Raw genomic sequence first — 25,719 nt, forward strand, 5'->3', positions numbered from 1 at the left:
TTAAACTTAAGGCTCGGCGCTGCGTGCACGCTCCACTGCTTGCGTCAGCATATAACCACCTCCCCGCACCGTTTTAAATAGAGCTTGCTCATCCCTAATCGGTAGTTTTTTACGAAGTTGGCCAACACGAACATCAATCGTGCGATCAAAGGGGGCAGCCTCACGCCCACGGGTTTGTTGCATTAAATAATCCCGATTCAAAACCGTTTGGGGATGCTTGACAAACACTAACAACAAATCAATTTCTGCAGGAGACAAGTCGATTAGAGCTTGTTGTTGATTACGGACTTCACGTAATTTGCAATCGAGCGCATAACCTGCAAAGCGATAACAACTCGTTTCTAGTTTAGGCATTTGTTTAAAGCGACCTAAACGCCGCAATACCGCATTAGAGCGCGCATGCAATTCACTCATCGCAAAGGGTTTAGGCATATAATCATCGGCCCCACCATTCAAACCGTGCAAGCGAGCGTCAAGGTCATTTTCCACTGTTAGCATAATCACCCCTGCCTGATGCTCGCCTTTGATTTCATCAAGCAGCTCAAAGCCATCCTTGCCCGGCAAATGTACATCTAAAAACACCATATCAATCGCTTCAGTATTCAGCACGGCATGCATTTCCTCACCTGAAGCCGCACAATGCACCACCATACCTCGCTTTTCGAAATAACGCTTGACGAGTGAACGGATCGCTGGCTCATCATCAACGATCAGAATCTGATTGGGGGTAGGACTTATTGATTCAAGCATGTTCTGCCTTCAACAGCGCCTGCAATTTGTGGGCTAGCTGATTTCGCATAAACGGCTTACGTAGCAAATGTTGCTCACTTAAGGTTGACTCCACCTGTTCGCTGTAGCCAGTCATGCACAGCACTTTGGTTTCAGGATAATCGTGTCGAATCCGCGAGTAAAGCTCTAAACCACTGATAGAACCGGGCATAATAATATCGGTCAACACTAAAGCATAATGCCGATTGTGGAGGAGCTTCTCCCAAGCGAAATCGCCGTTTTCTGCCAAATCTACGGCATAACCCATTTTTTGCAAAGTGCGCTGAACAAATTGACGCACACCGACATCATCTTCGACCAATAAGACCTGTGCTTGTCGCCCATCCTGCTTTAAACGTAAAAGCCGATTTTGCTGCTGAATCGGGGTTTCATCAACGACGGGGAAAATTAAACGAATTGTCGTCCCCTCACCTAACTTTGAGTGAATCTCAATCCCGCCCCCTGATTGCTTCACAAAACCATATACCATACTTAAGCCTAGCCCCGTGCCTAACCCAGCTGGTTTTGTGGTATAGAAGGGTTCAAAGGCACGGCTAATCGTTTCACGGCTCATACCCTCGCCTTCATCTCGCACACTCAGCATCAGGTATTCACCGATGGGTAAATCGTTGAAAGCATTGGAGTTGGTGAGCTTTTGATATCGCTCAGTCCGAATAATCAAGCGCCCACCACGCGGCATAGAGTCACGCGCATTGAGTGCTAGATTCAATAAACTGGTTTCAAGCTGATTTTTGTCCACTAAAACGGGAGCTAGGTTTTCGGCTAATTGCTTTTGTAAATGAATGGTTTCACCCAAAGTACGCTGCAAGAGCACACTAAAATCATCCACTAATTCGCCGACATCGGTAGCGGTAGGTTTTAAGGCTTGGCGACGTGAAAAGGTCAGCATCCGTTGAATCAGCTCGCTGCCCCGTTGTGCAGCTTGTAAACTGCATTGCACTGCCTCGCGCATTTCCTCTAAATCTAATTCTTCATCCTCCTCCAGAAAATTCAAATTACCCAAAATAACCGTCAGCAGATTGTTAAAATCATGAGCCATGCCTCCGGTTAGGCGTCCTAAGGCTTGCATTTTTTGCGATTCAATCAGTTCACGCTGGGTCTGCTTGTATTCGGTTAAATCCTGCCCCAAAAAGAAATAGCCGAGCATTTGCTCTTGCTCATCAAAATGCGGAATAAAGGAAATCGACACATCTAAAGGGCTACGGCCTTTGCGACCTAGAACATATTCAGTTTGGACTTCTTGGCCTTGCTGAACCGCATCAATATCTTTATGAAACTGCTCAAGATTGCGGGTTTCGACGAGATCAAAAATGGACGTTCCGATTAATTGGCTGCGATTAAGACCGAACCACTCCTGATGCATCTGATTGATAAATTGATAATCATTATTTTTATCGACATAGGCAATCAAGGCGGGTACTGCATCCGCGATTTGCCGAATCCATAACTCACTTTTACGCAAAGCTTCCGCTGTTTTGCGATGAGCTTCACTTTCAAGACGATACTCTTCGGTGCGTTGCTCTACACGGCGTTCTAATTCTAGCTCAACCATGCGTTGGTGAGTGACATCGGTATAAGTGGTGACAAAGCCACTATTATTGGGCAAAGGATTCCCGCGTACTTCAATCACACTGCCATCAGGGCGCACGCGATCAAAAACATGCGCAGCGAAGGTTTTAGCAAGGACAATTCGTTCGGCCACTAGCTCATCAATATTACCTTCACCATATTCGCCACGCTCTGCGTTAAAACGGAAGAATACTTCTAGTGGTAGACCGTGCTGCGCTAACGCCTCGGGTAGTTCAAGTAGCTCAAACATACGCCGATTCCACGCGAGCAAGCGTAGATTTTCATCAAACACCGAAATACCCTGATCTAAGTAGTTCAGAACATCCAGTGTTAAAGCGCTGTGGTTGCCAAGGATAGCCTCTGTACTCATTTACTTAGTATTACCCAGTCTTAGCCGAGATGGGAGTAGCTTTACCTTCGGTTTACAAATTATCAGCCGGATGTTGCTTAGATTACGCCCTGTCTCTAGTCTAGTTAGCCTGCTTTAAGACGAGTAGAATGGGTGGCTTTCTTTTCCCTTACTGGACTGATTTCTATGCCATCATTCAGCAAAGTTAAGTGTTTGGGCTTGCTTATTCTGCTTCCGCTGCTCTTAGTCGGCTGTGCGACGACCGCTGATCCCGAGTCAGCGTCAGTTGCATCAACCGAAGAAGATAAAGCTTGGGCGATGAATATCCCTAACCAAGCACATACGCATATTGTGCGTCTCCCCGGTTGTTCAGAAGAGCTATTAACCTTTACGCATGTACACAGACCCAATCAAAACTATATGGAGAGCGGTGCGCTAGTGAAGATGCATAAACACAATGGCTGTTTCCAATGCCCACCGAAGAGAGCCGGTGTAAAGCGAATTTTGCATTAAAAGGCCAGAAAATCAGTGACTTAGTTCAAGCCATGCTCAAGCTGCTCTCAAGCAGTTAAATGCCTGAATGCAGTTTTACACTAGCTTTACAAACTAAGCTTGGACACCTTACCTGCTTTGCGCTTAGGATAAAAACTAGGAATCAGGCGAAGGAGGAGTCGCGTGAATCACCAAACTGATACTTTCCCGAAATTACTAAGCGACAATGCTCAACGTCTTGCTAGTAAGGTAGCGATGCGTGAAAAAGACTATGGCATTTGGCAGTCCTGGACTTGGGCAGAAATGCGCGATGAAATTTTTGCACTTGCCAATGGTTTGGCTGCACTGGGATTTCAGCGGGGCGATAAATTAGCCATTGTTGGTTCGAATCGCCCGCGTCTTTATTGGGGCATCTGCGCTACCCAGTGCTTAGGTGGTATTCCCGTCCCTGTTTATCAAGATTCCGTCGCTGATGAAATGCAGTATGTACTTGAGCATGCTGAGGCAAAATTCGTCATTGCTGAAGACCAAGAGCAAGTCGATAAAATGCTAGAGATTCAGGATCGCTGTCCGAATATGCAGCATATTATCTATGACGACCCGCGTGGAATGCGTGCTTACCAGCACGATCATTTGCATGATTTTGTAGATCTGCAAACCCTAGGCCGTGAGTTTGCCCAAGCTCATCCTGACTACTTAAACCAAGCCATTGCCCAAGGTCAAGGCAGCGATATTAGTATTTTTCTCTACACCTCAGGCACCACCGGTAAGCCTAAAGGGGTAGTGATGACCTATGACAATATCATTCTCACAGCACGCAATAGTGCTGAGTTTGATAAGCTCACGAGTTCTGAAGAAGTATTATCTTATCTGCCAATGGCATGGGTAGGTGATCATATTTTCTCCTATGGGCAAGCGTATGTAGCAGGGTTTGCTATCAATTGCCCAGAAAGTGAAACCACGATTGCTACGGATTTACGCGAAATTGGCCCCACTTATTATTTCGCCCCGCCACGGGTGTTTGAGAACATCCTGACCACGGTCACTATTCGCATGCATGATGCAGGCAAGCTCAAACAGCGCATGTATAACTATTTTATGGGTGTAGCCCGTAAAACAGGGGTGAAATTATTGAATGGCGAAGCCGTCAGCTTTAAAGATAAATGGCTTTATGGCTTAGGTAACATTCTAATCTATGCCCCTTTGAAAAATACGATGGGTTTTACTCGTATCCGTTTAGCTTATACGGCAGGTGAAGCCATTGGCCCAGAGATTTTTGATTTCTTCCGCTCGCTGGGCATTAATATCAAGCAGCTTTACGGTCAAACCGAAGCAGCGGTCTTTATTACCATGCAGCCGGATGGGCAAATCTTTGCCGATACGGTCGGCATCCCTGCCCCCGGAGTGGATGTAAAAATCGCTGATAATGGCGAGGTGTTGTATCGTGGTCCTGGTGTATTCCACAGCTATTTCAAAAACGAGCAAGCCACGCGGGAAACCAAAAATGCAGAAGGTTGGGTTTATACGGGTGATGCAGGCTATTTTGCTGAAAACGGGCATTTAAAAATCATTGACCGGATTAAAGATGTCGGTCGCTTCAATGACGGCTCGATGTTTGCGCCTAAATATATTGAAAATAAGCTTAAATTCTTCCCACATATTAAAGAAGCGGTCGCCTTTGGGCATGAAAAAGATTATTGCACGGCCTTTATTAATATTGACTTAGAAGCAGTGGGCAATTGGGCAGAGCGCAATAATGTCGCTTATGCCAGCTACCAAGAATTGGCTGGTGATCCTCGGGTTTACCAAATGATGCTGGACAGCATTGAAGCAGTGAATCGTAGCCTTGCTAGTGATCCGCTGTTATCTAACTCGCAAATTCACCGCTTCTTAATTCTGCATAAAGAACTCGATCCTGATGATGGCGAACTCACCCGTACTCGCAAAGTACGCCGCCGGATTATCGCTGAAAAATATGGCGTGCTAATTGATGCACTCTACAACGGTTCAAAAGCCTGTTTTATTCGCACCGAAGTGACCTTTGAAGATGGTCGTAAAGGTGCGATTGAAGCGAATTTAGCAATCGTTGATGTACCCACCTTGGCTGCTGTGAAGGAGGCTGCATAATGGCTGAACTGACACAAGATGGGCGCAAAATTGGGGACATTTTGCTAGAAGTCAAGAATATCACCCTCGCATTCGGCGGTGTGAAAGCACTCACTAATATTAGTTTTGATATTAAAGAAGGTGAAATCCGCGCCATTATCGGCCCAAATGGAGCCGGTAAAAGCTCGATGCTAAATGTGATCAGCGGTTTTTATCATCCTCAGCAAGGTGAAGTTTGGTTTCGTGGGCAAAAACGCGGCCCGATGCGGCCTTATGAAGTCGCACGTCAAGGCATTGCGCGTACTTTCCAAAATATCGCGCTGTTTAAAGGTATGTCGACCCTCGATAACCTGATGACTGGACGCATCACGCAAATGCATACGAATATCCTTTGGCAAGCCTTGTGGAAAGGGCCAGCGGAACGTGAAGAAATTGCCCATCGTGAAAAGGTGGAACGCATTATTGATTTCCTAGGTATTCAAGCCATTCGGAAGACTCCGGTCGGACGCCTGCCCTATGGCTTGCAAAAGCGAGTCGAGTTGGGGAGAGCCTTGGCAGCAGAAGCCAAGTTACTGCTGCTAGACGAACCGATGGCAGGGATGAATCTGGAAGAGAAAGAGGATATGTGCCGCTTCATTCTGGATGTGAATGAGGAGTTTGGTACAACGATTGCCCTGATTGAGCATGATATGGGGGTAGTTATGGATTTGTCTGACCGCGTGGTAGTGCTGGATTACGGCAAGAAGTTGGCAGATGGTACACCGAATGAGGTACGCAATGACCCAGCGGTGATTGAAGCTTATTTGGGTGTAGGGCATTAAGGAAGGGTTGCGATGAGTCCAGAATTATTGAATGTCCTCGAAGTTATTATCAACGGTCTACTAGCTGGTGTCATGTACTCACTAGTAGCCTTAGGGTTTGTGCTGATTTATAAGGCCTCTGGCATTTTTAACTATGCACAAGGCGTGATGGCTTTGTTTGCGGCTCTGACACTAGTTGGTTTCCAGACTGGTCAAATACCCTTTGCTCATGTCATTAATACCATATTTGGAACCCATTTAGAAACTTGGGGGCCGGGTTTGCCGACCTTCTTCGCCATTCTCCTAACGATGGGGGTGATGGTGCTATTTGCTTATCTAGTGGAGCGAATTGTGTTAAGGCACATGGTCAACCAAGCACCGATTATCCTGTTTATGACAACCATTGGCTTGGCGTATTTCATGGAAGGCTTTGGTGACTTGATGTGGGGTGCGGACATTAAAACCATGGATGTCGGTTTGCCTTCTGGCGCATCAACTTGGTTTGAGACGATGACCGCAGGCTGGGCAACGGAAGGTTCTAATTATCCCGGCATGTATGTTGATATGCTCGATGTAGCAGCGGCAGGAATTGCCATTTTATTAGTCGTCGTGTTGACCTTGTTTTCACAATATACCAAGACTGGACGCGCTTTACGTGCCGTGGCAGACGACCATCAGGCAGCACTCACCGTTGGGATTTCCTTGCGAACTATTTGGGTAATTGTCTGGTCGATTGCTGGGTTTGTAGCTTTGGTTGCCGGGATTATGTGGGGAGCCAAGTCTGGAGTACAGTTCTCGCTGTCGCTGATTGCACTCAAGGCCTTACCCGTATTGATTCTCGGTGGCTTCACTTCGATTCCGGGCGCTATTGTCGGTGGTCTGATCATCGGTGTTGGTGAAAAGCTGTTTGAGTACTCCATTGGTGGGATGCTAGGTGGTGCGACCGAAAACTGGTTTGCCTATGTGCTGGCATTGTTCTTCCTAATGTTCCGCCCACAAGGTTTGTTTGGCGAACGCATTATCGAGAGGGTGTAATTGATGTTTTACCGTGAGTCGGGTGATTTCAAAACCTCGTATAGCGCAGACCAGCAGACTTTTCCGATCCGTTTAGATCGGCATGTGGTGTACGGGATTCTTGCATTTGCTTTCTTGGTAGTGCCATTTCTGATCAATGACTATTGGGAAAAGTCCGTGCTTTTGCCCTTTCTGGTTTGGGCGATGGCTGCACTGGGCTTGAATATTCTGACTGGGTTTTGTGGTCAGGTGAGCTTGGGGACAGGCGGCTTTATGGCCGTGGGGGCTTATGCCTGCTACAAGCTGATGGTGGCCTTTCCGTGGTTGAATATGTTCATTGTGGTGATCCTCGCTGGCTTGATTACCGCGATGGTAGGCGTTGTGTTCGGTTTACCGAGCTTGCGGATCAAGGGTTTTTATCTGGCAGTCGCCACCCTAGCTTCGCAGTTCTTCTTAGTCTGGTTATTTAATAAAGTACCTTGGTTTTACAACTACTCTGCGTCTGGGATGATTTCCGCTCCAGAGCGCACTTTGTTTGGTATCCCAGTGACAGGGGCAGAAGCCCCCCCGTGGATGACCTATCTGTTTTGCCTGACTTTGGTAACGATATTTGCTTTCATTGCCCATAATTTGGTGCGCGGCCGGATTGGGCGTTCATGGATGGCCATTCGTGATATGGATATTGCCGCTGAAATCATTGGGGTACCGCCCTTAAAAGCCAAGCTGTCAGCATTTGCCGTCAGCTCCTTCTATATTGGTATGTCAGGAGCGATGCTGTTTGCCTTGTATCTAGGGTCTGCTGAGCCAAATGATTCTTTTGGTATTGCCAAGTCTTTCTTGGTGCTGTTCATGATTATTATCGGTGGACTGGGCAGTATTTTGGGTTCATTTCTGGGTGCTGCTTTCCTGACTTTAATGCCAGTTTTGCTGAAGAATATTATGGTGGGCTGGTTTGGGTGGCCTGCTGATTTGGCAGCACACCTAGAGTTATTGCTGATTGGTGCCTTGATCATGTTTTTCCTGATTGTTGAGCCACATGGGTTGGCACAGTTGTGGCGGGTGACGAAAGAGCGCCTGCGTCTGTGGCCCTTCCCGCATTAATGTTTTATCTGGAGGAGAGAAACGTATGAAATTGAAAAAAATGGGTGTTGCCCTGCTCGCAGCCGGACTGTTGGTAACCTCAGTACCTGCGATGGCTGATCTGATGTTCCCCGTACTCAGCTATCGCACGGGGCCATTTGGTGCCAATGGGGCTGAAAATGCCGATGGTTATCTAGACTATTTCGCCCTCCTCAATGAGCGGGATGGTGGTATCGGTGGCGTCAAGGTGCAAACCCCTGAATGCGAAACTGAATATAAGCCAGAAAAAGGCGTTGAGTGCTATGAATCCACCAAAGGCAATGGTGCTTTACTCTACCAACCACTCTCAACGGGTATTACCTATCAGCTCATCCCGAAAGTGACTGCGGACAAAATTCCAATGTTGACCCCCGGTTATGGGCGCACCTCTTCTGCCAACGGTAAGGTGTTTGAGTATGTTTTCAACTACCCAGCGAACTATTGGGATGGCGCATCGGTTGGGGTGAAATACATGCTTGACCAAGAAAAAGGTGACCTGAAAGGCAAAAAAATCACCTTGGTCTACCACAACTCTGCTTACGGTAAAGAACCTATCCGTACTCTGGAAGAATTGTCCAAGAAACATGGCTTCACGCTGAAAACCATCCCCGTTGACTCGCCCGGGCAAGAGCAAAAATCACAATGGCTGGAAATCCGCCGTGACAAACCTGACTATGTACTAATGTGGGGTTGGGGGGTCATGAACCAAGTCGCCATCAGTGAAGCGTCCAAAATGGGCTTCCCAATGGATAAGTTCATTGGTATCTGGTGGGCGGGTTCTGAGAATGATGTAAAGCCAGCGGGTGAAGGTGCAAATGGCTACAAGGCCTTGACTTTCCACGGTGTGGGTAAAGACTTCCCCATCTTCAAAGACATCGAAACTCACTTAGTGGCTAAGGGCAAAGCGTCCAACGGTGGCAAGAATATCGGCACTGCCTTGTATAACCGTGGCTTGTACTTTGCAATGCTCGCTGCTGAAGCTGCCGCTACTGCTCAGAAAATTCATAACACTAAAGACTTGACGGGCGCACAGATGCGGGATGGCTTGGAAGCTCTGAAACTGGATAAAGCCCGCTTAGAGGCTCTTGGCTTAGCTAACTTTGCCCCAGAAATTACCGCCTCTTGCGAAAACCATGGTGGCTCTGGTTTGGTTGCCGTCCAGCAATGGGATGCGAAAGCTGGCTCTTGGAAGTTAGTGTCTGACTTCATGCAATCGGATCGGGAGGTCATCGACGCACTGATCAAAGCCGATTCTGAAGCCTTTGCAGCGGAAAACAAAATCACGCCGCGTGAGTGTAAGTAAGGTGTAGGTATCGTCCCACTCTCCCCATCCCCACCCCTTTCCCCCACAAGGAGGGAAGGGAGTTAAGGCTGGGGTCAAGTTCCCTCCCTCCTTGCGCGGGAGGGTTAGGGTCGGGGATAAGAGTAGTGCTCATCAATTGTTCAGCCATTATCAATGGACAGCTATGACGACAGAAAACTCGATGCTCAGTATCAAAAACATTGAGGTGATTTACGATCACGTCATTCTGGTGCTGAAAGGTATATCGTTGGAAGTGCCTAACGGCGGGGTAGTAGCTCTGCTGGGAGCCAATGGAGCGGGTAAGACCACCACCATCAAATCCATCTCCAATATTCTTAAGACCGAGCGCGGTGAAGTCACCAAAGGCTCGATTGAGTTTGAGGGAGAGCGGGTGGAAAACTTGTCACCGAATGATCTGGTTAAGCGTGGTGTGGTGCAGGTCATGGAAGGGCGACATTGTTTTGGACATTTGACAGTGGAAGAAAACCTACTCACCGGAGCTTATACCCGTACCGATGGGCGTAAGGCAGTGGCGGATGATTTAGAGATGGTCTACAGCTATTTCCCGCGCCTCAAAGTTCGCCGCAAAAGCCAAGCAGGCTATACCTCTGGCGGTGAACAACAGATGGTAGCCGTCGGGCGGGCGATGATGGCTAAGCCCAAACTAATTTTGTTAGACGAGCCTTCAATGGGGCTAGCACCACAATTGGTGGAAGAGATTTTCGAGATTGTCCAAACTCTCAACCAAAAGGAAGGCGTAACTTTCTTGCTGGCTGAGCAAAACGCGGCGATTGCCCTACGTTATGCAACTTATGGTTATATTCTTGAAAATGGACGGGTGGTGATGGATGGTGCAGCAAGCCACCTAGCCTCCAATGAAGATGTGAAAGAGTTCTATCTCGGCCTCAGTGGTGGAGATAAAAAAAGCTTCCGTGATGTGAAGCATTATCGTCGTCGTAAGCGTTGGTTAGCTTAAATCACTGAGGAGAAGGCTGCGTGAGCAAGTATTATGATGAGCTAGAAACACGGGATGCTGCAGAACGCGAAGCGGCCTTAATCGCTGCCGTCGCCCAACAGGTGGCTTATGCTCAAGCCCATGCACCTGCTTATACTCAATTATTAGCTGAGGTGAATCCGCTGGAACTGACGTCTGCGGCTGCGATTGCCCGCTTGCCCGTCACGCGCAAAGCCGATTTATCCGCTCAGCAAAAAGCAGCCCCCCCTTTTGGGGGTTTAGCGGCGATACAAGGCCAAGCCCTGACCCATATTTTCGCCTCCCCCGGCCCCATTTATGAACCGGGTTCAACGTATCGCTCAGACTTTTGGCGCTTAGCACGCGCTTTATATTGTGCGGGCTTCCGGCAAGGTGATCTTGCCCATAATACCTTTTCCTATCATCTCACACCGGCGGGGATGATGATGGAAACTGGAGCACATGCTTTAGGCTGCACGGTGATTCCTGCAGGAGTGGGGCAAACAGAACTCCAGTTACAAACGATTGCTGATTTAAAACCAAACGCTTATGTCGGTACCCCTTCCTTCTTAAATATTCTGCTGGATAAGTCGGCCGAATTAGGTCTGGATATTAGCTCCATCACACACGGCTTAGTCAGTGGTGAGGCGTATCCACCAGCCTTCCGCACTAAATTCGCCGCACACGGTATTACTTGTTATCAAGCTTATGCGACCGCAGATGTGGGCTTGATTGCTTATGAAACCGAAGCAGCCCAAGGTTTAGTGGTGGATGAAGGGATTTATTTAGAAATTGTTCGCCCTGGCACAGGCGACCCGGTTGCAATTGGCGAAGTAGGCGAAGTCGTAGTGACTAATTTGAATCCCGATTATCCGTTGATTCGCTTTGCAACGGGTGATTTGTCCGCGCTGATGCCCGACTCAAGCCCCTGTGGTCGTACCAATAAACGGATTCGTGGCTGGATGGGCCGTGCGGATCAAACCGCCAAAGTGCGCGGGATGTTTATCCACCCTTCACAAGTGGATAAAGTGACTAAGCGCCACCCAGAAATCGCTAAAGCTCGTTTAGTGGTAGAATGGCGAGATCAGGCCGATCAACTTAGCTTGCATTGTGAAACGGCTACCCCCAACGAGCCACTGGCACAAGCTATTGCCGCGAGTATTCGGGATATTTGTAAATTGCGGGGCGAAGTAAAGTTCGTCGAACTCGGCAGCCTTGCCAACGACGGTGTGGTGATTAGTGATTTACGCAAATATGACTAAAGTTTAGCTCTACTTTCGCTTTAGCCGACCACACGGACTCAACGCAGCCAAAGATAATGATAGGCGAGCTTTGCTGGACTTGAATACGCATGTCCCCTCCTCACATGCATCGCCAGTCAATGTTTGTGTGGTTTGGCTTTTTATAGAGGTTTTTTATAGCTATGCTCGGGATCTACTCAATGAATACTCCACCCATTAGCCGCTTTCCTGTACCTAGCTTGGCTAGTTTGCCTGAAGATATTCGCGGCCGCATTGAAGCTGTTCAAGAAAAGTCCGGTTTTATTCCTAATGTTTTTTTAGCTTTAGCGCATCGACCTGATGAATTTCGTGCTTTCTTTGCTTACCACGATGCTTTAATGGAAAAGCCGAGCGGATTAACTAAAGCCGAACGAGAAATGATCGTAGTGGCTACCTCGAATGCCAATCAATGCCATTATTGCGTGATTGCGCATGGGGCTATTTTACGAATTCGGGCTAAAAATCCGTTAATTGCTGATCAAATCGCCATTAATTATCGCAAAGCTGATATTAGCGACCGCCAAAAAGCGATGCTGGATTTTGCGATGAAAGTTTCTCAAGCCGCTTATGCAGTAAATGATGAAGATTATACGAATTTACATACGCAGGGATTTAGCGATGAAGATATTTGGGATATGGGTGCAATCTCAGCTTTCTTTGGCATGAGTAATCGGCTAGCCAATCTGTTGTCGATGCGGGCGAATGAGGAGTTTTATGGGATGGGACGAGGATAACGACCAATGTGTCGAGGCTGCTGCATCAAACAAGTCGATATTTCTCCGCCTACTAGAGCCTAACCCCAGCTTCCGCTACAGTATCCACTTTACCTCCAAAGCAGGAAGAGAGACCTATGAATGTAAGCGAAGCATTGCACGCTCGAAAATCCACGCGCGCTTTTTTAGATAAACCTGTTAGCCGCGAAACCATTGAACAAATTCTCGAGGCAGCACGTTGGGCACCTTCCGGCACGAATACCCAACCGTGGCAGGTCGCTGTGTTTATGGGTACAAAAAAGGATGAGCTGCAACAGAAAATTGAAGAGGCTTACCGCAGTAGTGTAAAAGGCGGGATGGATTACTCCTACTACCCCGATGAATGGAAAGACCCGTTTTTAGCTCGCCGTCGGGTTTGTGGTTTACAACTGTATAGCGCTTTAAAAATTGGCAAAGAAGATAAAGAACGCCGTGCCGAACAGTGGGTTGCCAACTATCGCGCCTTTGATGCCCCCGTCATGCTGTTATTTTTCATTGACCGGATTATGGATACTGGCTCGTACTTAGATTATGGTATGTTCCTGCAATCGGTCATGCTTGCCGCCGTTGAACAGGGTCTAGCCACTTGCCCACAAGCCGCTTTAGGTGAATATCCCAATATTGTGCGTGAATACCTAGGCTACGACCAAAATCAGATTGTTGTCTGTGGCATGGCTTTGGGTTATGAAGACACGAGTGCAGTGATTAATAGCTATCGAACGGTACGTGAGCCTGTCAGCCAGTTTACCCAATTCTTAATCGACTAATCGACTCAGTACAGTCCTACAGCGCCGACTAGAAAATGCTATAATCCCCAGCATTTCGTTGTTTGGGGATTATTAAACTGTGGACATTGCCATTTTATTTGGCTTGATATTATTAAATGGCTTTTTTGCCATGTCGGAAATCGCGCTGGTGGCAGCTCGGAAAACACGCTTACAAAATCTAGCCCAACAGGGCGATCATGGAGCTGAAGTGGCTCTGCGTTTGGGTGAAGACCCCACTTTTTTCTTATCTGCGGTGCAAATTGGTATTACCTCGATTGGGGTATTAAACGGTATCGTGGGTCAGGCGGCTTTAAGCCCGCCCTTTAGTACTTGGCTACAAAGTTTAGGGTTAGAGGAAACGATTGCAAATCCCTTAGCTATTGGTTTGGTGGTCGTCAGTATTACTTATTTTTCGATTGTTTTAGGTGAGTTAGTCCCTAAACGTTTGGGGCAAATGCATCCTGAAAGCATTGCCCGCCGAGTCGCCACGCCAATGTGGTGGTTGGCGATTATTACTAAACCTTTTGTTATGTTACTGTCTGGCTCAACCCGCTTATTATTAAAACTGCTCGGTGCAAAAGATGGTGGGCGCTCGTCCGTGACCGAAGAGGATATTCATTTATTGCTCAGTGAAGGCTCTGAAGCCGGTGTCATTGAAGCACAAGAACATCAAATGGTCAGAAATGTGTTCCGCTTAGATGATCGACAAATCTCCTCCTTTATGGTGCCTCGCAGTGATGTCGCTTATTTGGATATTGAACGGCCTTTAGAAGAAAACTTAGCCTTAATCCAAACCAGTCGCTATTCGCGCTTCCCTGTCGTGAGTGGCAATTGGAAAGAAGTTCTCGGTGTGGCGAGCACCAGTCGTTTATTGAACCAGATCTTAGCGGGTGAACCGATTGATCTGACCAATAATTTACGCCCTGCCGCTTTCGTTCCAGAATCCTTAACCGGAATTGAGTTATTAGAAAACTTTAAAGATTCTGGCAGCCAGTTAGTATTTATTATTGATGAATACGGCGAAATCCAAGGAATTGTCACGCTGCATGATATGATGGAAGCGATTATGGGTGAGTTCAAACCGCAGCATCAAGATGATACTTGGGCTGTGCAGCGCGATGATGGCAGTTGGTTACTAGATGGCTTGATTCCGATCCCAGAATTAAAAGATCGTCTGGACATTCGCACTGTACCCGAAGAGGATAAAGGGCGTTATCATACAATTAGTGGAATGTTGATGTTGTTATTAGGTCGCTTACCCCAAGAAGCCGACCATTGCGAATGGGAGGGGTGGCGTCTAGAAGTTGTGGATATGGACGGTACACGGATTGATAAAGTCCTAGCCACTCGCCTGCAGTCTGAAGAACCTTAAAAATAGGGTAGCTGCGTGTTTTTGCACTGCTTATTCGAACTGTACACTACAATTAGCCTATAAGAAGCGTGGGAGTCTCTCTACAATGGAACTGTTGATTGGTATATCTCGCGAGGCACGCTTGCGGGTGATTGAACTTGGCAAAAATTGGAATCATTTCCTCATCCTTGGTTGCATCCTGCTATTAGGCGGTGTACTCGCGATTACGCTGCCTTTAATGACACGCTATGATGCAGATCAAGTCATCGGTTGGACTTTCTTAGTGTGTGGTTTTTTTCAATTATTCCAAGCCCTGCGGGTGCATGGATCAACAACTTTTCGCTGGTGGCTAGTGTTCGGAACGCTATTGGTGTTGCTTGCGATTGCCGTCTTACGCAATCCCTTGGAAAACTTCAGCACCGTGCATGTAGTCGCAGGGCTATTAGCTTGCTTGGGGCTATTAAAGATTATTTATGCCTATCGCTTACGTCCCGCCCGCGAATGGTCTTGGCTGCTATTATCAGGTTTGATGAGTCTGGTGCTGGCGGCACTTCTAGCGACTCATCTCTTACCCGCAGACCTGAAGCTGAGCCTGCTACTCGCAGTCGAGCTAATTAGTGCTGGCCTCTGCTTGACCCTAATTGGCTGGGGCTTTAATACCATGAATGAGCGGCTTATTAAGCAAGTGATCTAAATCACTTGCAATCACTGGCTTGCTGATTTGAGTGCGGGCTTGAATGAGCCGCCTATCCCTTTAAACACAACAAAACGACTGCTCAGCCAACCTACTAACCTAGTTGAATATAGTTGGCTGAGGTTGTAGTTTGACTCTAGTTTAAATATTCGGGAAACCCGATAGGGCAATCAAAACCACTTGCAGCAGCAAAATTGCAACCAAAGGTGATAGATCGACCATACCAATTAAGGGTACAAATTTACGAATTGGATCTAGGAGTGGAGCGGTTAAACTATCTAAGAGTGATCCCATCGGATTGCCATAACTATTCCCAACCCAACTCATAATCGCCTGAATAATTAAAGCGATCATAAAAATCCAAACGACAGTCCGTAGTAAATCCGCCAATACGGCTAATAATAAACTACCTAAACCTGCATCAATCCCTTGAAGGCTCATCAATAAAATGACGGCAATCAATTTTAGGGTAAACGCTAAGACTAAAGATGCGGTATCAATTTTACCCATCGGCGGCACAAAGCGACGCAAAGGCACTAAGACTGGATTAGTGATTTTTACTAAAAACTGTGACAGTGGATTGTAAAAATCAGCACGAACCAAAGCGAGTAGAAAACGTAGCAATACCGCGCCTATATACAAGGAGAAAAGGGTCGAAATCAAAAAGACCGCAATATTTTGCAAAACCATGAAAGCTCCTAAGTGTTCGCCTGTGCTAATTCTTTTGAGCGCTGTTCAGCAGCTTTTAAAGCTTCAGCAAATAACGGCACTAAACCACCTGTATTTAATTGATTCAAAGCAGCCTCAGTCGTTCCACCTTTAGACGTGACTTGTTTGCGTAAATCCGCTGGCTGCTGATCACTTTCTAAAGCTAAACGGGCTGCACCTAAGGCCGTTTGCACGACTAACAGCTGAGCATCCTCAGGTTTAAGCCCTAAAGACTCCGCTGCCGCTTGCATCGCTTCCATCACTAGGAAGAAATAAGCAGGGCCGCTACCGGAGACTGCAGTAACTGCATCCAGTTTATCTTCATCCTCAAACCACAAGGTAATTCCAACAGTCCGCAATATGCTTTCTGCTAAACTGCGCTGTTCTTTAGAAACTTGTGAGTTAGCATATAATCCTGTCGCACCCGCTTTCACTAAAGCTGGGGTATTCGGCATACAACGGACAATCGGCAGCCTACCCCCTAGCCAAGTATTTAAAGAGGCTTCACGAATCCCTGCAGCAATGGATACAAACAGTGGCTGTTGCTTTTGCGCTAAGGTTTGCAACGGCTCAAGTACGCTACGCAGCACTTGTGGCTTAACGGCGAGCACGACAACATCGGCTCCGTCGATCACCTGCTGATTATCTGTGCTGGTAAAAATTTCGCTGCCGTAGCTACGAATCACATCCAGTTGATTTTGATCAGGGTCAGACACGCGAATCTGTAGCTCACCTGCATCTTGCAACATGCCCACAATCAAACTGCGTGCCATATTGCCGGCTCCAATAAAAGCAACCGTGGTTAATTTTCTGGATAATTGTGGAGTCATGGTGGTTTTATCTCTCTACTCAAAGATGGTCGATTAGTTTATACAGGAAACCGCAAAACGTCGCTAAGCTTGTACAAAAACTTAAATCATTCGCATCGCTTTCATCAGAATAAACATTTCCCACAAGCGATTGCCTTGGGTTGATGAAAAATACACAGGCTGACGCAGGCCATTAAACTTTTTCTTATGGCTAATATTGCCTTGGAAAGGATAGAGGTGATTCAACTTACGATAGGCATATTTTAAGCCTTTCATAGTGAATTCATTATGACGGAAATGCTTGCGCAGTACATATAAAGGCATTAAACCTAAAGATACCTTCTGCACCCCTTCTGCTTCAAATTGGCGCATCGCTTCGAGAATAATAAATACACTCGTGCCATTGGGAGCATCCGCCGTGATCCGATCAAAGTTATGGTAGTAGCCGATGATTTTTCCTTGGGCATACATCGGATCAAAAATCGCTAAACCCACCAACTTACCCTGTTGACGCGCCCAAAAACAGCGGACATCTGGCTCATCAGCATTCACAAAGGGGCGAGTGAGGAGCGTTAATTCTTTGCCGCCTTTTTCTTGTATCCAAGCTTGCGATAAGGCTGCAATTTCGCCAGCATCACCCGCCGAAATCGCTCGCTCTTCCACACTCACTCCTTCGCGCTCACACTTATTCCGCCACTGACGCAATTTAGAGCGCTCTTTACCCGCTAAATCAAAGGGGATCGGTAATTCAGTTTCTTGACCAAAATGATTGACCTCATACCCCAGTTTTTCTAGTACTTGGCCAATAAACGCTGAGCATTGCAAAACAATCACACGCTTATGAATAGCAATAAAACGCTGGAGTAAACCTTGCGCTTGCTCAGATGCACAGATTGGATCCGCTAAAATAATTTTCCGCCCCAGTGGGGCAAGAATCGGATGACGAAAAGGGAGATAAGCAATAAAGCCGATCCCCTCTTCAAGATAATAATGCATACCCGTTTGCAGCACTGAATAGCTTAAGCAGCTTTGCCCATAGTGCTTAAGATAAGGCTCAAGTCGCTGCCAATCTGGATGAATCATGGCTGGCCTAAATTCATTGGAAAGCACGCATTGTCGAAGAAAGCTTTAAGAAGAGCAACTGAGGCTAATACTATCAGCCCAAGCAGGTGGGTGATCTGCATAGCGCTCCATTCCTACCTGCTCAGTAAATGGCTGTTGTAAAAGCTTCAATAAGCGCTCGACTTCGCGAGCATCTCCACGCTCGGCCTGTTCAATGGCTTGTTGTGCCATATAATTACGCAAAATATAAGCCGGATTAACCTGCCGCATCTGAGTGTGGCGCTGGGCATCCAGTGAATCTTCTTGGGCTAAACGCTGCCGATAATGCTCAACCCAGCTCTCAAAAGCAGTACGCTCTAAAAATAAATCACGCACCTTGGTATCCGTATTCTGCGGCTGTCGACTTAAGCTCGCTAAACGCCGGAAAAAAATCGTGTAATCCACTAAGTTTTGCTGCATGTTAGTCAGTAGCTCAGCAATCAGGGCTTGATCCGCCGCAAACTCTGCTTGCAAACCCAATTTGGCACGCATCCCATTCAACCAAGCTTGATCAAATTCTGGTTGATACTGCCATAAAGCTGAGCGGGCTTTTTCCACAGCCTCGTCAGGATCGTCTGCTAGTAGTGGCAGGAAAGCATGGGCTAAGGCATTTAGATTCCACAATCCTATTGAAGGCTGCTGATCAAACGCATAACGGCCTTCATGATCGGAATGATTAGAAATAAACCCCGGCTCATACACATCCAAGAAGCCATAAGGCCCATAGTCGAGGGTCAGACCCAAGATTGACATATTGTCGGTATTCATCACCCCATGCGCAAAGCCTACACACTGCCATTGCGCCATTAAGCGGGCTGTACGCTTGACCACAGCCTCCAACAAGGCTAAATAAGGTTCAGGCTGGTGCTGCAACTCGGGAAAATGCTGAGCCAGCAAAAAATCAGCCAGCTCGGTTAATTGTGCATATTGGCGACGATGAAAAAACACTTCAAAACTACCAAAGCGCAAGTGTGAAGGTGCCATCCGCACTAATAGAGCTGCCTGCTCGATACGCTCACGATACACTTCCTCGTCACTAATCAGCATGCATAAAGCACGGGTCGTCGGGATGCCTAAACCATGCATTGCTTCTGAGCATAAATATTCGCGCACTGTCGAGCGAATCACCGCTCGCCCATCACTGCCCCGCGAAAAGGGAGTCGGTCCTGAGCCTTTTAGCTGCAATTCCCAGCCTTGAGTCTCACCAAGAATCATGGCACGCCCATCACCTAGCTGTGGCACATAACTGCCAAACTGATGACCTGCATACAACATGGAAACCGGCTGAGTCCCTTGCCAAGCACGCTCACCATTGAAATAAGCGACCAAGTTTGGATTTTGCGCCTCAGCAGGATCTAATTGAATCAACTGCGCGGCCGCTGCATTAAAACTTAATAAGCGGGCATTTTCTAAAGGGGTCGGAGCCACCCGCGCATAAAAATGCGCGGGCAGTTGCGCAAAACAATTCTTAAAAGGTAGGGTATCAAGGGTATACATTAGCAAGTCATATAATCGTGTGGATCATCTTGATAGCCCCCCTCAATACCCTTGATAGCCACCGAAACAGCATTATGGGCATGTAAACTTTCCAAGTGATTTACCCGAATCCAGAAATCACGCACTGAAATATCTTCAGACATCGCCACTTTCAAACGACGGGCTGCATCTTCACAAAACATCAGATTCGCTGCATTTAACCGAGCAAACTCTTGTTCATCTTCACGCTTGACAGCAGCCTGTACTGGGGTTTGTAAGGCATTTTCAATCCGATCAATCAAACTTGTCAGAGGCAAATTGCGGATTTTTTCTGCTAATTTCACTTTGACTTGCGCCATACTGCGTTGACTATGAGGGGTAGCACTGATGCCTTGTGTCGTCCCTAGCCAATCATAGACCTGCTGTGCATTCACAACCGCCTCTCCAAACTGATCACGAAAACCTTCTTGAATCAATTGGCGGGCTAAAGCTGCCGAGCATGGGCAAGTCGAGGAATAAGGTACTTCCACCTGCACTTCCAAATCAAACTGTTGCCCACGCAAAGTAGCTGCTACTCTGACTGGATAGTTTTTCCAACCCCGATTGTCACTCACCAGCGAGCTACGCTTTTCGAAATAATTGAACCGGCACTCAAGATAGGCAGCCGTACTCAAACTACCATGCGACTCTACAAACTGAGTCACCGTTTTACGTAAGAGTTCAGGGGTTAGCTCGTGCATACTCAGCAAATTATCGAGAGCTAAGTACAAACGAGACATGTGAATCCCTTTACTATGGGGATCCATTAAATTCACATAGGCTTGTACCCGTGCAAGCGTTTGAATTTTTTCGCCAGTGGCATTGAGTACAAAAACCGGAATTTCGATAGCACTCATACCGACCCAGTTTAATGTACCTTTTGGTCCTGCATGCGGCTGGCTCGCAATATCTGGTAAGATATTGCAAGACAAATCAGTGCAGGCATTAGTTGCACTCATGGACAAGCTCCTTAACTTGAAGTTAATTGGATATCAATGGGGACTAAGGTAACAAAACTCAAGGAGTTCTAGCAATTCACCTACTAGAAGGTAGCAGTATAGCAATCCGCTGATCAAAGCCTAAGCTCATCAAACCATTTTGCGGGGGACATAAAAATACCCCAGAATCCCATGATAGATAGGCCAGACTAATAGGCTACTCAAAAGTGGCATCCAATAAAGTAGACCCGCGCCCATATTGCCAGTGACACCGCGAATCCAAAGATTAATCAGCATGAAAATGCCAACTACAATAAAAATCAAGGCAAACTGCTGCAAAAACGCCTCGGCTGACATCCGCAAACTTAGGCGCACAGCAAAGTAAGTGACTAAAACATAACCTAAAGCATGCTGGCCTAGCAAAGAATATGAAATCGTATCCGCGAGTAGCCCCATGAAAAAGGCCATGAACAAATTCACATTTTGGCGCATCGCTAAGGCCCAATGAATCAAGCTCAGCACTAGAAAATCAGGACGCCAATAAGCCCATTCCGGGGGCAATGGCATATTATTTAAGCCTAAACCCAGTAATAAAGTTAACCAAATCGCACCGGGGAAGCGTGGCAGATTCTCAATCATTGTGGCTGCTCCGCTGCTCTATTGGCTGCATTGGGTTTGGTATTCGGTTTATTTGCTGGTTTATTCGTTGGTTTATTCGCTGGCTTAGTTTCTTTTTTATTTGTCACTGCCGGGACAGGTTTGGCAGGCATGACCCCAGCACTCGGATTCACGGGTGGCAAAACTTGAGTCGGCAACGGGTTAATACGCCAAAGCAATAGCACTTCGCGGGTATTATCAAAATTAATTAAGGGCCTAGCACTAATATTTGCAAAAGGATCACCCGGAATATACTGCACACCATTCGGAATCACTTTTGCTACTGGGAAATCGGGCGGGAATAACATATCTAAACCAGAGCTAACAAATACATCACCATCTTGCACATTGCTCCCTGCGACGATACTTTTTAGCTCCAGAATATCTGATTTGCCCGTACCATTAGCCAGCGCACGCATCCCGGTCCGTTGATTCCGCACTGGAATCGCATGCTGACGATCAGTCAGCTCCATCACTTTAGAACTAAAGGGGGTGACTTCAACCACTTGCCCGTAAATATTACCGCCCTCAGCTAATACCACCTGCTTTTCGTGAACCCCATCCCGTGAACCTTTATTTAAGGTCACTACTTGGCGGCCACGTTCATCGGCCGCAGCAATGACCTCAGCCATCGTGAAGGTATATCCCACCCGTTTATCCACTTTCAGTAGCTCACGCAAGCGTGCATTCTGCTGCTCTAGCACCTGCATATCACGGTATTGCACTGAATATAAGCGCAGCTGCTCTTTTAAAGCGGCATTTTCACTGGCTAAATGGGATTGATTAGAAAAAAAGCCTGTGACCCGGCTATAGAGATAAAAGGGGGCATCGACAATCGCTTGTAAAGGATAAGCAACAATCGAAAATCCCGTGCGGATGGGCTTGGTGGCAGCCGGATTACGATAATCCACTGCCATCAAAGACAAAGCGGCTAGCAACAGCAATACAAACTGAAAAGATAAGCCCGGTGTTGCGTGATGATCGGTATCGTTAATGGCAGTCTAAGCTCCCTATTATCTACCTTGAAACTGACTGCTACAGGTCATTATTAATATTATTAAGCCAGCCCCGCCGCTTAATCCGTCGCGAGGAAGGCATCACCTTCGGCTTCAAGAATTTCTAGAATTTTACCGCCACCGCGTGCAACACAAGTTAGCGGGTCATCGGCGATCACCACCGGAATCCCCGTTTCTTCCATTAATAAGCGATCTAGATCACGCAATAAAGCCCCACCACCCGTTAAGACAATGCCACGATCAGCAACATCAGCCCCTAGTTCAGGTGGGGTTTGCTCCAGCGCTGTTTTCACGGAGCTTACAATCCCAAATAATGGCTCTTGTAGAGCCTCTAAAATCTCATTGCTCGTCAGGGTAAAAGCACGAGGTACACCTTCAGAAAGATTACGGCCTTTGACTTCGATTTCTAAGAGCTCTTTACCCGGATACGCCGAACCAATTTCGCACTTAATCCGCTCAGCCGTAGCCTCGCCAATCAGCATTCCATAATTACGGCGTACATAGCTGATAATGGCCTCATCTAAACGGTCACCACCGATACGGACAGAAGCCGAATAGACAATCCCACGCAGCGACATAATCGCCACTTCAGAAGTACCACCGCCAATATCCAGAACCATCGAACCAATCGCTTCGTCGACAGGAATGCCCGCGCCAATCGCGGCAGCCATCGGCTCTTCGATCAGATAAACTTTGCGTGCACCTGCACCTAAAGCAGAATCTTTAATTGCACGCCGTTCCACTTGAGTTGCGCCACAGGGGACACATATTACGACTCGTGGACTTGGACGCAGAATACGCCCCGAATCAACCTTACGGATAAAATGTTGAAGCATTTTCTCTGTGTAGGTGAAATCAGCAATCACCCCATCTTTCATGGGGCGAATCGCTGTAATGTTTTCTGGCGTGCGTCCTAACATTTTTTTGGCTTCCGCGCCAACCGCTTCAATAGACTTAGGGCCACCAGGACCGCGATCTTGCCGAATAGCCACAACGGAAGGCTCATTGAGGACAATGCCTTTTCCGCGCATATAAATGAGGGTATTGGCTGTCCCAAGATCTACTGAAATATCATTGGAGAATAAACCAGAAATGGCTTTGAACATTGTTATAAAGTCCGGCAAAAGCTAAATTATGAGAGAGAGACCGTGAAGTTGTCCTTAATGGTCCTTGTATCCATGCCTCAAATCAGGTTGGCCCAAATTTCCTGCGCAAATGTAGCAACCAGAAGGGTTTTGGGCAAGCCAACTTATATGATAAGTTCACCAGCCATCTTTCCCAAATAGGCATTGCGCGGGAATTTTATCACACACTGACACGAAAGGTAGTAGCCACAAGGCTGATTCTGCATGATAAAAGACATTTTACGCCGTTTTATTCTCGAAACAGCGAATATTCGCGGTGAATGGGTACAATTAGAAAATACTTGGCATCAACTCTTAGAGCGTGCCGACTATCCCCCTATTATTCGTAATGTATTAGGGGAGGCTTTAAGTGCTGCGGTTTTATTATCCGCGACCGTTAAACACACAGGCTCACTCATTTTACAGATTCGTGGCGATGGTCCTGTACCGCTCTTAGTAGTACATGCCACGCCCCAAGGTGAGGTAAGAGGCCTAGCTCAATGGACTAGCGTCCCTCCTGAGGGTAGCAGCTTGCCCGCTATTTTTGGTGTGGGGCATATTGCCATTACCCTAGAGGCTGCGAGCAATCATGAGCGCTATCAAGGTATCATTGCTTTAGAGGGCGATAATTTAACCCAAGCCCTCGAGCAATACTTCGCTCGCTCTGAACAGTTGCCAACCCGTTTATGGTTGAGTTCTGACCACCATCGTTGTGCAGGTTTACTCTTACAGCGCTTACCTGAAGATAAATATGCTAGCCCTGAGCAGTTAGACGCACAACTCGAAGATTGGCAGCGGGTTTCGATGTTGCTAGATACCTTAACCGCTGAAGAATTACGCGACCTTCCGGCCGAAGACTTGATCTATCGACTCTTCCATGAAGAGACACCGCGTTTATTTGAGCCTAAATCAATTAAGTTTCAATGCAGTTGCAGCCAGCAAAAAATTGAAACCCTGTTACGTTCCTTAGGCCAAACAGAAGTCCAAGCTATTTTGGCTGAACAAGGCAGTATTAGCGTTATCTGTGAATTTTGTAATGCTAAGTACGCGCTTGACTCCGTTGATGCAGCTCGCCTTTTCACCGAAAACGTGGTGGATTTAGCTAATACCACCCTTCACTAACTAAAGAAGCTAACACTATGCGCGTTTTAATTGTTTATGCTCATCCCAATCCTGCCAGCTTCAACCATGCAATGCTTGAGTATTGCCAACGAGGTTTAGTCGCTGCAGGTCATGAAGTGCGGGTCAAAGATTTATACACAGAAAACTTTGATCCCGTACTGCGCGCCAGTGATTTAGCTAGCCTGCAAACGAGTGTGATTCCAGAAAAAATCGCCCAAGAACAAGAAGCTTTATTGTGGGCTGAAGGTTTAGTCTTTATTTACCCATTGTGGTGGTATGGACGACCCGCCATTTTAAAAGGCTGGTTTGATCATATTCTTACCAATGGTGTGGCCTTTGCTTATTCTGCTGAGGGTCCGATAGGTCTACTCCAACATAAAAAAGCCTTAGTTCTAATTACAGCGGGTAGCGATAAAAGCTTTTTTCAAGCGAATGACTCAGAAACCTTAATTCATCGCCCCATGACTGATGGCACCCTCTCGTTTTGTGGTATTAAAAATATTCAATACGAAATTTTTTACAATGTCCCAACTTTACCACTAGAAGAACGTGAAAAAATTCTCCAGCAAATTACCCGCTTAGGGGAAAACTTTGATGCTTAATTATCGCATTTATGGTCAGCCAGATAAGCTGGAACGTCCCCTGTTAGTGCTGCATGGTCTATTGGGTTCATTAGATAACTGGCATACCTTTGCCAGTAAACAGCAGAACGAGCGTAGTATTATTGCCATCGACATGCGCAATCACGGCGCCTCCCCCCATGTTGAAGGCATGAACTATCGCTTGATGGTGCAAGATGTACTGGAAGTGGCGGATCATTTGCAGCTCCAACAATTTGATCTGATGGGGCATTCAATGGGTGGCAAAGCCGCGATGTGGCTCGCTCTAGAGCATCCTGAACGCTTAAAAAAACTGATTATTGTGGATATTGCGCCAGTCAATTATCCACCACGGCATCAAGCGATTCTGCAAGCGATGTTAACCCTACCGTTGGCAAGTTTTAAAACTCGAAAAGAAGCGGATACTTGGCTAGCGCCAACGATTAAACACCCGTTTGAACGCGCCTTTTTGCTGAAAAATCTGAAATGGGATGAAAACGGCCGCTTTATTTGGCAATGCTATTTAAGCGAAATTGCCCGCCATTATTTAAGTATCACCGCTTTTCATCCAACCGAGCAACGCTATCATGGCTCAACTTTATTCATTGGTGGGGGGCAATCCGATTATCTACAGCCCGAACGCTGGCAAATAGCTCAAAACTATTTTCCCAAAGCACGCTTAGTGATGCTTGAGGAAGCAGGACATTTACCGCATGTTCAAACCCCGGAAGTATTTACTGATCAGGTGAACAGGATGTTGGATGCATGAATC

Annotated in this window: 25 protein-coding genes; 15 read left to right on the forward strand and 10 right to left on the reverse strand. The window is 46.9% G+C overall.

Annotation, left to right across the window (positions count from 1 at the left end; genetic code table 11):
- Positions 1-6: 6 nt before the first annotated feature.
- Complete coding sequence (locus B5D50_RS01545; protein ID WP_078920814.1) at positions 7-750, reverse strand: response regulator transcription factor; 744 nt, start codon at positions 748-750, stop codon at positions 7-9.
- Positions 743-2,728 carry a PAS-domain containing protein gene (locus B5D50_RS01550; protein ID WP_078920815.1) on the reverse strand — a complete coding sequence of 662 codons (1,986 nt, stop codon included), beginning with the start codon at positions 2,726-2,728 and terminating at the stop codon, positions 743-745. Before B5D50_RS01550 ends, B5D50_RS01545 begins: the two co-directional genes overlap by 8 nt.
- Before the next feature lie 198 nt (positions 2,729-2,926).
- Between B5D50_RS01550 and B5D50_RS01555 the strand changes: the two genes are divergently transcribed.
- The 12 genes from B5D50_RS01555 (at position 2,927) to B5D50_RS01610 (ending at position 15,358) form a co-directional block, all read left to right on the forward strand.
- A complete protein-coding gene (locus B5D50_RS01555) occupies positions 2,927-3,220 on the forward strand; it encodes a hypothetical protein (RefSeq protein ID WP_143594208.1) in 294 nt (97 codons plus the stop codon).
- Positions 3,221-3,382: 162 nt separating this feature from the next.
- Positions 3,383-5,326, forward strand: coding sequence for an AMP-binding protein (locus tag B5D50_RS01560; protein ID WP_234975761.1), 1,944 nt, complete (start codon positions 3,383-3,385; stop codon positions 5,324-5,326).
- Entirely contained in the window at positions 5,326-6,126 is an 801-nt protein-coding gene (locus tag B5D50_RS01565; RefSeq protein WP_078920817.1) for an ABC transporter ATP-binding protein, read from the forward strand. Before B5D50_RS01560 ends, B5D50_RS01565 begins: the two co-directional genes overlap by 1 nt.
- A 12-nt stretch (positions 6,127-6,138) precedes the next feature.
- Positions 6,139-7,140 (forward strand): branched-chain amino acid ABC transporter permease, encoded by a 1,002-nt coding sequence (locus B5D50_RS01570; RefSeq protein WP_078920818.1) that lies wholly within the window; start codon positions 6,139-6,141, stop codon positions 7,138-7,140.
- 3 nt (positions 7,141-7,143) lie between these two features.
- Complete coding sequence (locus tag B5D50_RS01575) at positions 7,144-8,220, forward strand: branched-chain amino acid ABC transporter permease (RefSeq protein WP_078920819.1); 1,077 nt, start codon at positions 7,144-7,146, stop codon at positions 8,218-8,220.
- A gap of 25 nt (positions 8,221-8,245) precedes the next feature.
- Positions 8,246-9,541, forward strand: coding sequence for an ABC transporter substrate-binding protein (locus B5D50_RS01580; protein ID WP_078920820.1), 1,296 nt, complete (start codon positions 8,246-8,248; stop codon positions 9,539-9,541).
- Between the two features lie 163 nt (positions 9,542-9,704).
- Entirely contained in the window at positions 9,705-10,517 is an 813-nt protein-coding gene (locus B5D50_RS01585) for an ABC transporter ATP-binding protein (protein WP_078920821.1), read from the forward strand.
- A gap of 20 nt (positions 10,518-10,537) precedes the next feature.
- Complete coding sequence (locus B5D50_RS01590; RefSeq protein ID WP_078920822.1) at positions 10,538-11,776, forward strand: phenylacetate--CoA ligase family protein; 1,239 nt, start codon at positions 10,538-10,540, stop codon at positions 11,774-11,776.
- Positions 11,777-11,955: 179 nt separating this feature from the next.
- The gene (locus B5D50_RS01595; RefSeq protein ID WP_078920823.1) at positions 11,956-12,528 is read left to right on the forward strand and encodes a peroxidase-related enzyme; all 573 of its coding nucleotides are present in this window, start codon (positions 11,956-11,958) and stop codon (positions 12,526-12,528) included.
- A 116-nt stretch (positions 12,529-12,644) separates the two neighbouring features.
- Positions 12,645-13,313, forward strand: coding sequence for a nitroreductase (locus B5D50_RS01600; protein WP_078920824.1), 669 nt, complete (start codon positions 12,645-12,647; stop codon positions 13,311-13,313).
- A 79-nt stretch (positions 13,314-13,392) separates the two neighbouring features.
- Positions 13,393-14,685, forward strand: coding sequence for a hemolysin family protein (locus B5D50_RS01605; protein ID WP_078920825.1), 1,293 nt, complete (start codon positions 13,393-13,395; stop codon positions 14,683-14,685).
- A gap of 85 nt (positions 14,686-14,770) precedes the next feature.
- Complete coding sequence (locus B5D50_RS01610) at positions 14,771-15,358, forward strand: DUF308 domain-containing protein (RefSeq protein WP_078920826.1); 588 nt, start codon at positions 14,771-14,773, stop codon at positions 15,356-15,358.
- Positions 15,359-15,499: 141 nt separating this feature from the next.
- On the opposite strand, the gene B5D50_RS01615 is transcribed toward B5D50_RS01610, so the two are convergent.
- The 8 genes from B5D50_RS01615 to B5D50_RS01650 all read right to left on the reverse strand — a co-directional run bounded on the left by B5D50_RS01615 (position 15,500) and on the right by B5D50_RS01650 (position 23,208).
- Entirely contained in the window at positions 15,500-16,048 is a 549-nt protein-coding gene (locus B5D50_RS01615; protein ID WP_078920827.1) for a YggT family protein, read from the reverse strand.
- A gap of 8 nt (positions 16,049-16,056) precedes the next feature.
- Complete coding sequence (gene proC / locus B5D50_RS01620) at positions 16,057-16,896, reverse strand: pyrroline-5-carboxylate reductase (protein ID WP_078920828.1); 840 nt, start codon at positions 16,894-16,896, stop codon at positions 16,057-16,059.
- An 81-nt stretch (positions 16,897-16,977) separates the two neighbouring features.
- Positions 16,978-17,958, reverse strand: coding sequence for a DUF2156 domain-containing protein (locus B5D50_RS01625; RefSeq protein WP_078920829.1), 981 nt, complete (start codon positions 17,956-17,958; stop codon positions 16,978-16,980).
- 45 nt (positions 17,959-18,003) lie between these two features.
- On the reverse strand, positions 18,004-19,473 hold the full coding sequence (locus tag B5D50_RS01630; protein ID WP_078920830.1) for a protein adenylyltransferase SelO: 1,470 nt from the start codon (positions 19,471-19,473) through the stop codon (positions 18,004-18,006).
- Positions 19,473-20,450 carry a GTP cyclohydrolase FolE2 gene (gene folE2, locus B5D50_RS01635; protein WP_078920831.1) on the reverse strand — a complete coding sequence of 326 codons (978 nt, stop codon included), beginning with the start codon at positions 20,448-20,450 and terminating at the stop codon, positions 19,473-19,475. Before folE2 ends, B5D50_RS01630 begins: the two co-directional genes overlap by 1 nt.
- 129 nt (positions 20,451-20,579) lie before the next feature.
- The gene (mreD, locus tag B5D50_RS01640) at positions 20,580-21,068 is read right to left on the reverse strand and encodes a rod shape-determining protein MreD (protein ID WP_078920832.1); all 489 of its coding nucleotides are present in this window, start codon (positions 21,066-21,068) and stop codon (positions 20,580-20,582) included.
- A complete protein-coding gene (mreC, locus tag B5D50_RS01645) occupies positions 21,065-22,003 on the reverse strand; it encodes a rod shape-determining protein MreC (RefSeq protein ID WP_234975763.1) in 939 nt (312 codons plus the stop codon). Before mreC ends, mreD begins: the two co-directional genes overlap by 4 nt.
- A gap of 158 nt (positions 22,004-22,161) precedes the next feature.
- Complete coding sequence (locus B5D50_RS01650) at positions 22,162-23,208, reverse strand: rod shape-determining protein (RefSeq protein ID WP_078920834.1); 1,047 nt, start codon at positions 23,206-23,208, stop codon at positions 22,162-22,164.
- Positions 23,209-23,451: 243 nt separating this feature from the next.
- Here B5D50_RS01650 and hslO point away from each other — a divergent pair, with 243 nt between their 5' ends.
- From hslO to B5D50_RS01665, 3 genes are read left to right on the forward strand one after another with little or no spacing between them, the layout of a single operon-like run.
- Positions 23,452-24,348: an Hsp33 family molecular chaperone HslO gene (gene hslO / locus B5D50_RS01655; RefSeq protein WP_200807005.1), complete on the forward strand. Its 897-nt coding sequence runs from the start codon at positions 23,452-23,454 to the stop codon at positions 24,346-24,348.
- A 17-nt stretch (positions 24,349-24,365) separates the two neighbouring features.
- Entirely contained in the window at positions 24,366-24,950 is a 585-nt protein-coding gene (locus B5D50_RS01660) for an NAD(P)H-dependent oxidoreductase (protein ID WP_078920835.1), read from the forward strand.
- Positions 24,943-25,716 (forward strand): alpha/beta fold hydrolase, encoded by a 774-nt coding sequence (locus B5D50_RS01665; protein ID WP_078920836.1) that lies wholly within the window; start codon positions 24,943-24,945, stop codon positions 25,714-25,716. Before B5D50_RS01660 ends, B5D50_RS01665 begins: the two co-directional genes overlap by 8 nt.
- Positions 25,717-25,719: the final 3 nt, after the last annotated feature.

Origin of the sequence: Thiothrix eikelboomii, assembly GCF_900167255.1 — a bacterium.
GTDB lineage: Bacteria > Pseudomonadota > Gammaproteobacteria > Thiotrichales > Thiotrichaceae > Thiolinea > Thiolinea eikelboomii.

Coding starts and splice junctions, on each gene's coding strand:
- B5D50_RS01545 (WP_078920814.1), bottom strand. CDS start 750: ATGCTTGAATCAATAAGTCCTACCCCCAATCAGATTCTGATCGTTGAT.
- B5D50_RS01550 (WP_078920815.1), bottom strand. CDS start 2,728: ATGAGTACAGAGGCTATCCTTGGCAACCACAGCGCTTTAACACTGGAT.
- B5D50_RS01565 (WP_078920817.1), top strand. CDS start 5,326: ATGGCTGAACTGACACAAGATGGGCGCAAAATTGGGGACATTTTGCTA.
- B5D50_RS01570 (WP_078920818.1), top strand. CDS start 6,139: ATGAGTCCAGAATTATTGAATGTCCTCGAAGTTATTATCAACGGTCTA.
- B5D50_RS01575 (WP_078920819.1), top strand. CDS start 7,144: ATGTTTTACCGTGAGTCGGGTGATTTCAAAACCTCGTATAGCGCAGAC.
- B5D50_RS01580 (WP_078920820.1), top strand. CDS start 8,246: ATGAAATTGAAAAAAATGGGTGTTGCCCTGCTCGCAGCCGGACTGTTG.
- B5D50_RS01585 (WP_078920821.1), top strand. CDS start 9,705: ATGACGACAGAAAACTCGATGCTCAGTATCAAAAACATTGAGGTGATT.
- B5D50_RS01595 (WP_078920823.1), top strand. CDS start 11,956: ATGAATACTCCACCCATTAGCCGCTTTCCTGTACCTAGCTTGGCTAGT.
- B5D50_RS01600 (WP_078920824.1), top strand. CDS start 12,645: ATGAATGTAAGCGAAGCATTGCACGCTCGAAAATCCACGCGCGCTTTT.
- B5D50_RS01610 (WP_078920826.1), top strand. CDS start 14,771: ATGGAACTGTTGATTGGTATATCTCGCGAGGCACGCTTGCGGGTGATT.
- B5D50_RS01615 (WP_078920827.1), bottom strand. CDS start 16,048: ATGGTTTTGCAAAATATTGCGGTCTTTTTGATTTCGACCCTTTTCTCC.
- proC (WP_078920828.1), bottom strand. CDS start 16,896: ATGACTCCACAATTATCCAGAAAATTAACCACGGTTGCTTTTATTGGA.
- B5D50_RS01625 (WP_078920829.1), bottom strand. CDS start 17,958: ATGATTCATCCAGATTGGCAGCGACTTGAGCCTTATCTTAAGCACTAT.
- B5D50_RS01630 (WP_078920830.1), bottom strand. CDS start 19,473: ATGTATACCCTTGATACCCTACCTTTTAAGAATTGTTTTGCGCAACTG.
- folE2 (WP_078920831.1), bottom strand. CDS start 20,450: ATGAGTGCAACTAATGCCTGCACTGATTTGTCTTGCAATATCTTACCA.
- mreD (WP_078920832.1), bottom strand. CDS start 21,068: ATGATTGAGAATCTGCCACGCTTCCCCGGTGCGATTTGGTTAACTTTA.
- mreC (WP_234975763.1), bottom strand. CDS start 22,003: ATGGCAGTGGATTATCGTAATCCGGCTGCCACCAAGCCCATCCGCACG.
- B5D50_RS01650 (WP_078920834.1), bottom strand. CDS start 23,208: ATGTTCAAAGCCATTTCTGGTTTATTCTCCAATGATATTTCAGTAGAT.
- hslO (WP_200807005.1), top strand. CDS start 23,452: ATGATAAAAGACATTTTACGCCGTTTTATTCTCGAAACAGCGAATATT.
- B5D50_RS01660 (WP_078920835.1), top strand. CDS start 24,366: ATGCGCGTTTTAATTGTTTATGCTCATCCCAATCCTGCCAGCTTCAAC.
- B5D50_RS01665 (WP_078920836.1), top strand. CDS start 24,943: ATGCTTAATTATCGCATTTATGGTCAGCCAGATAAGCTGGAACGTCCC.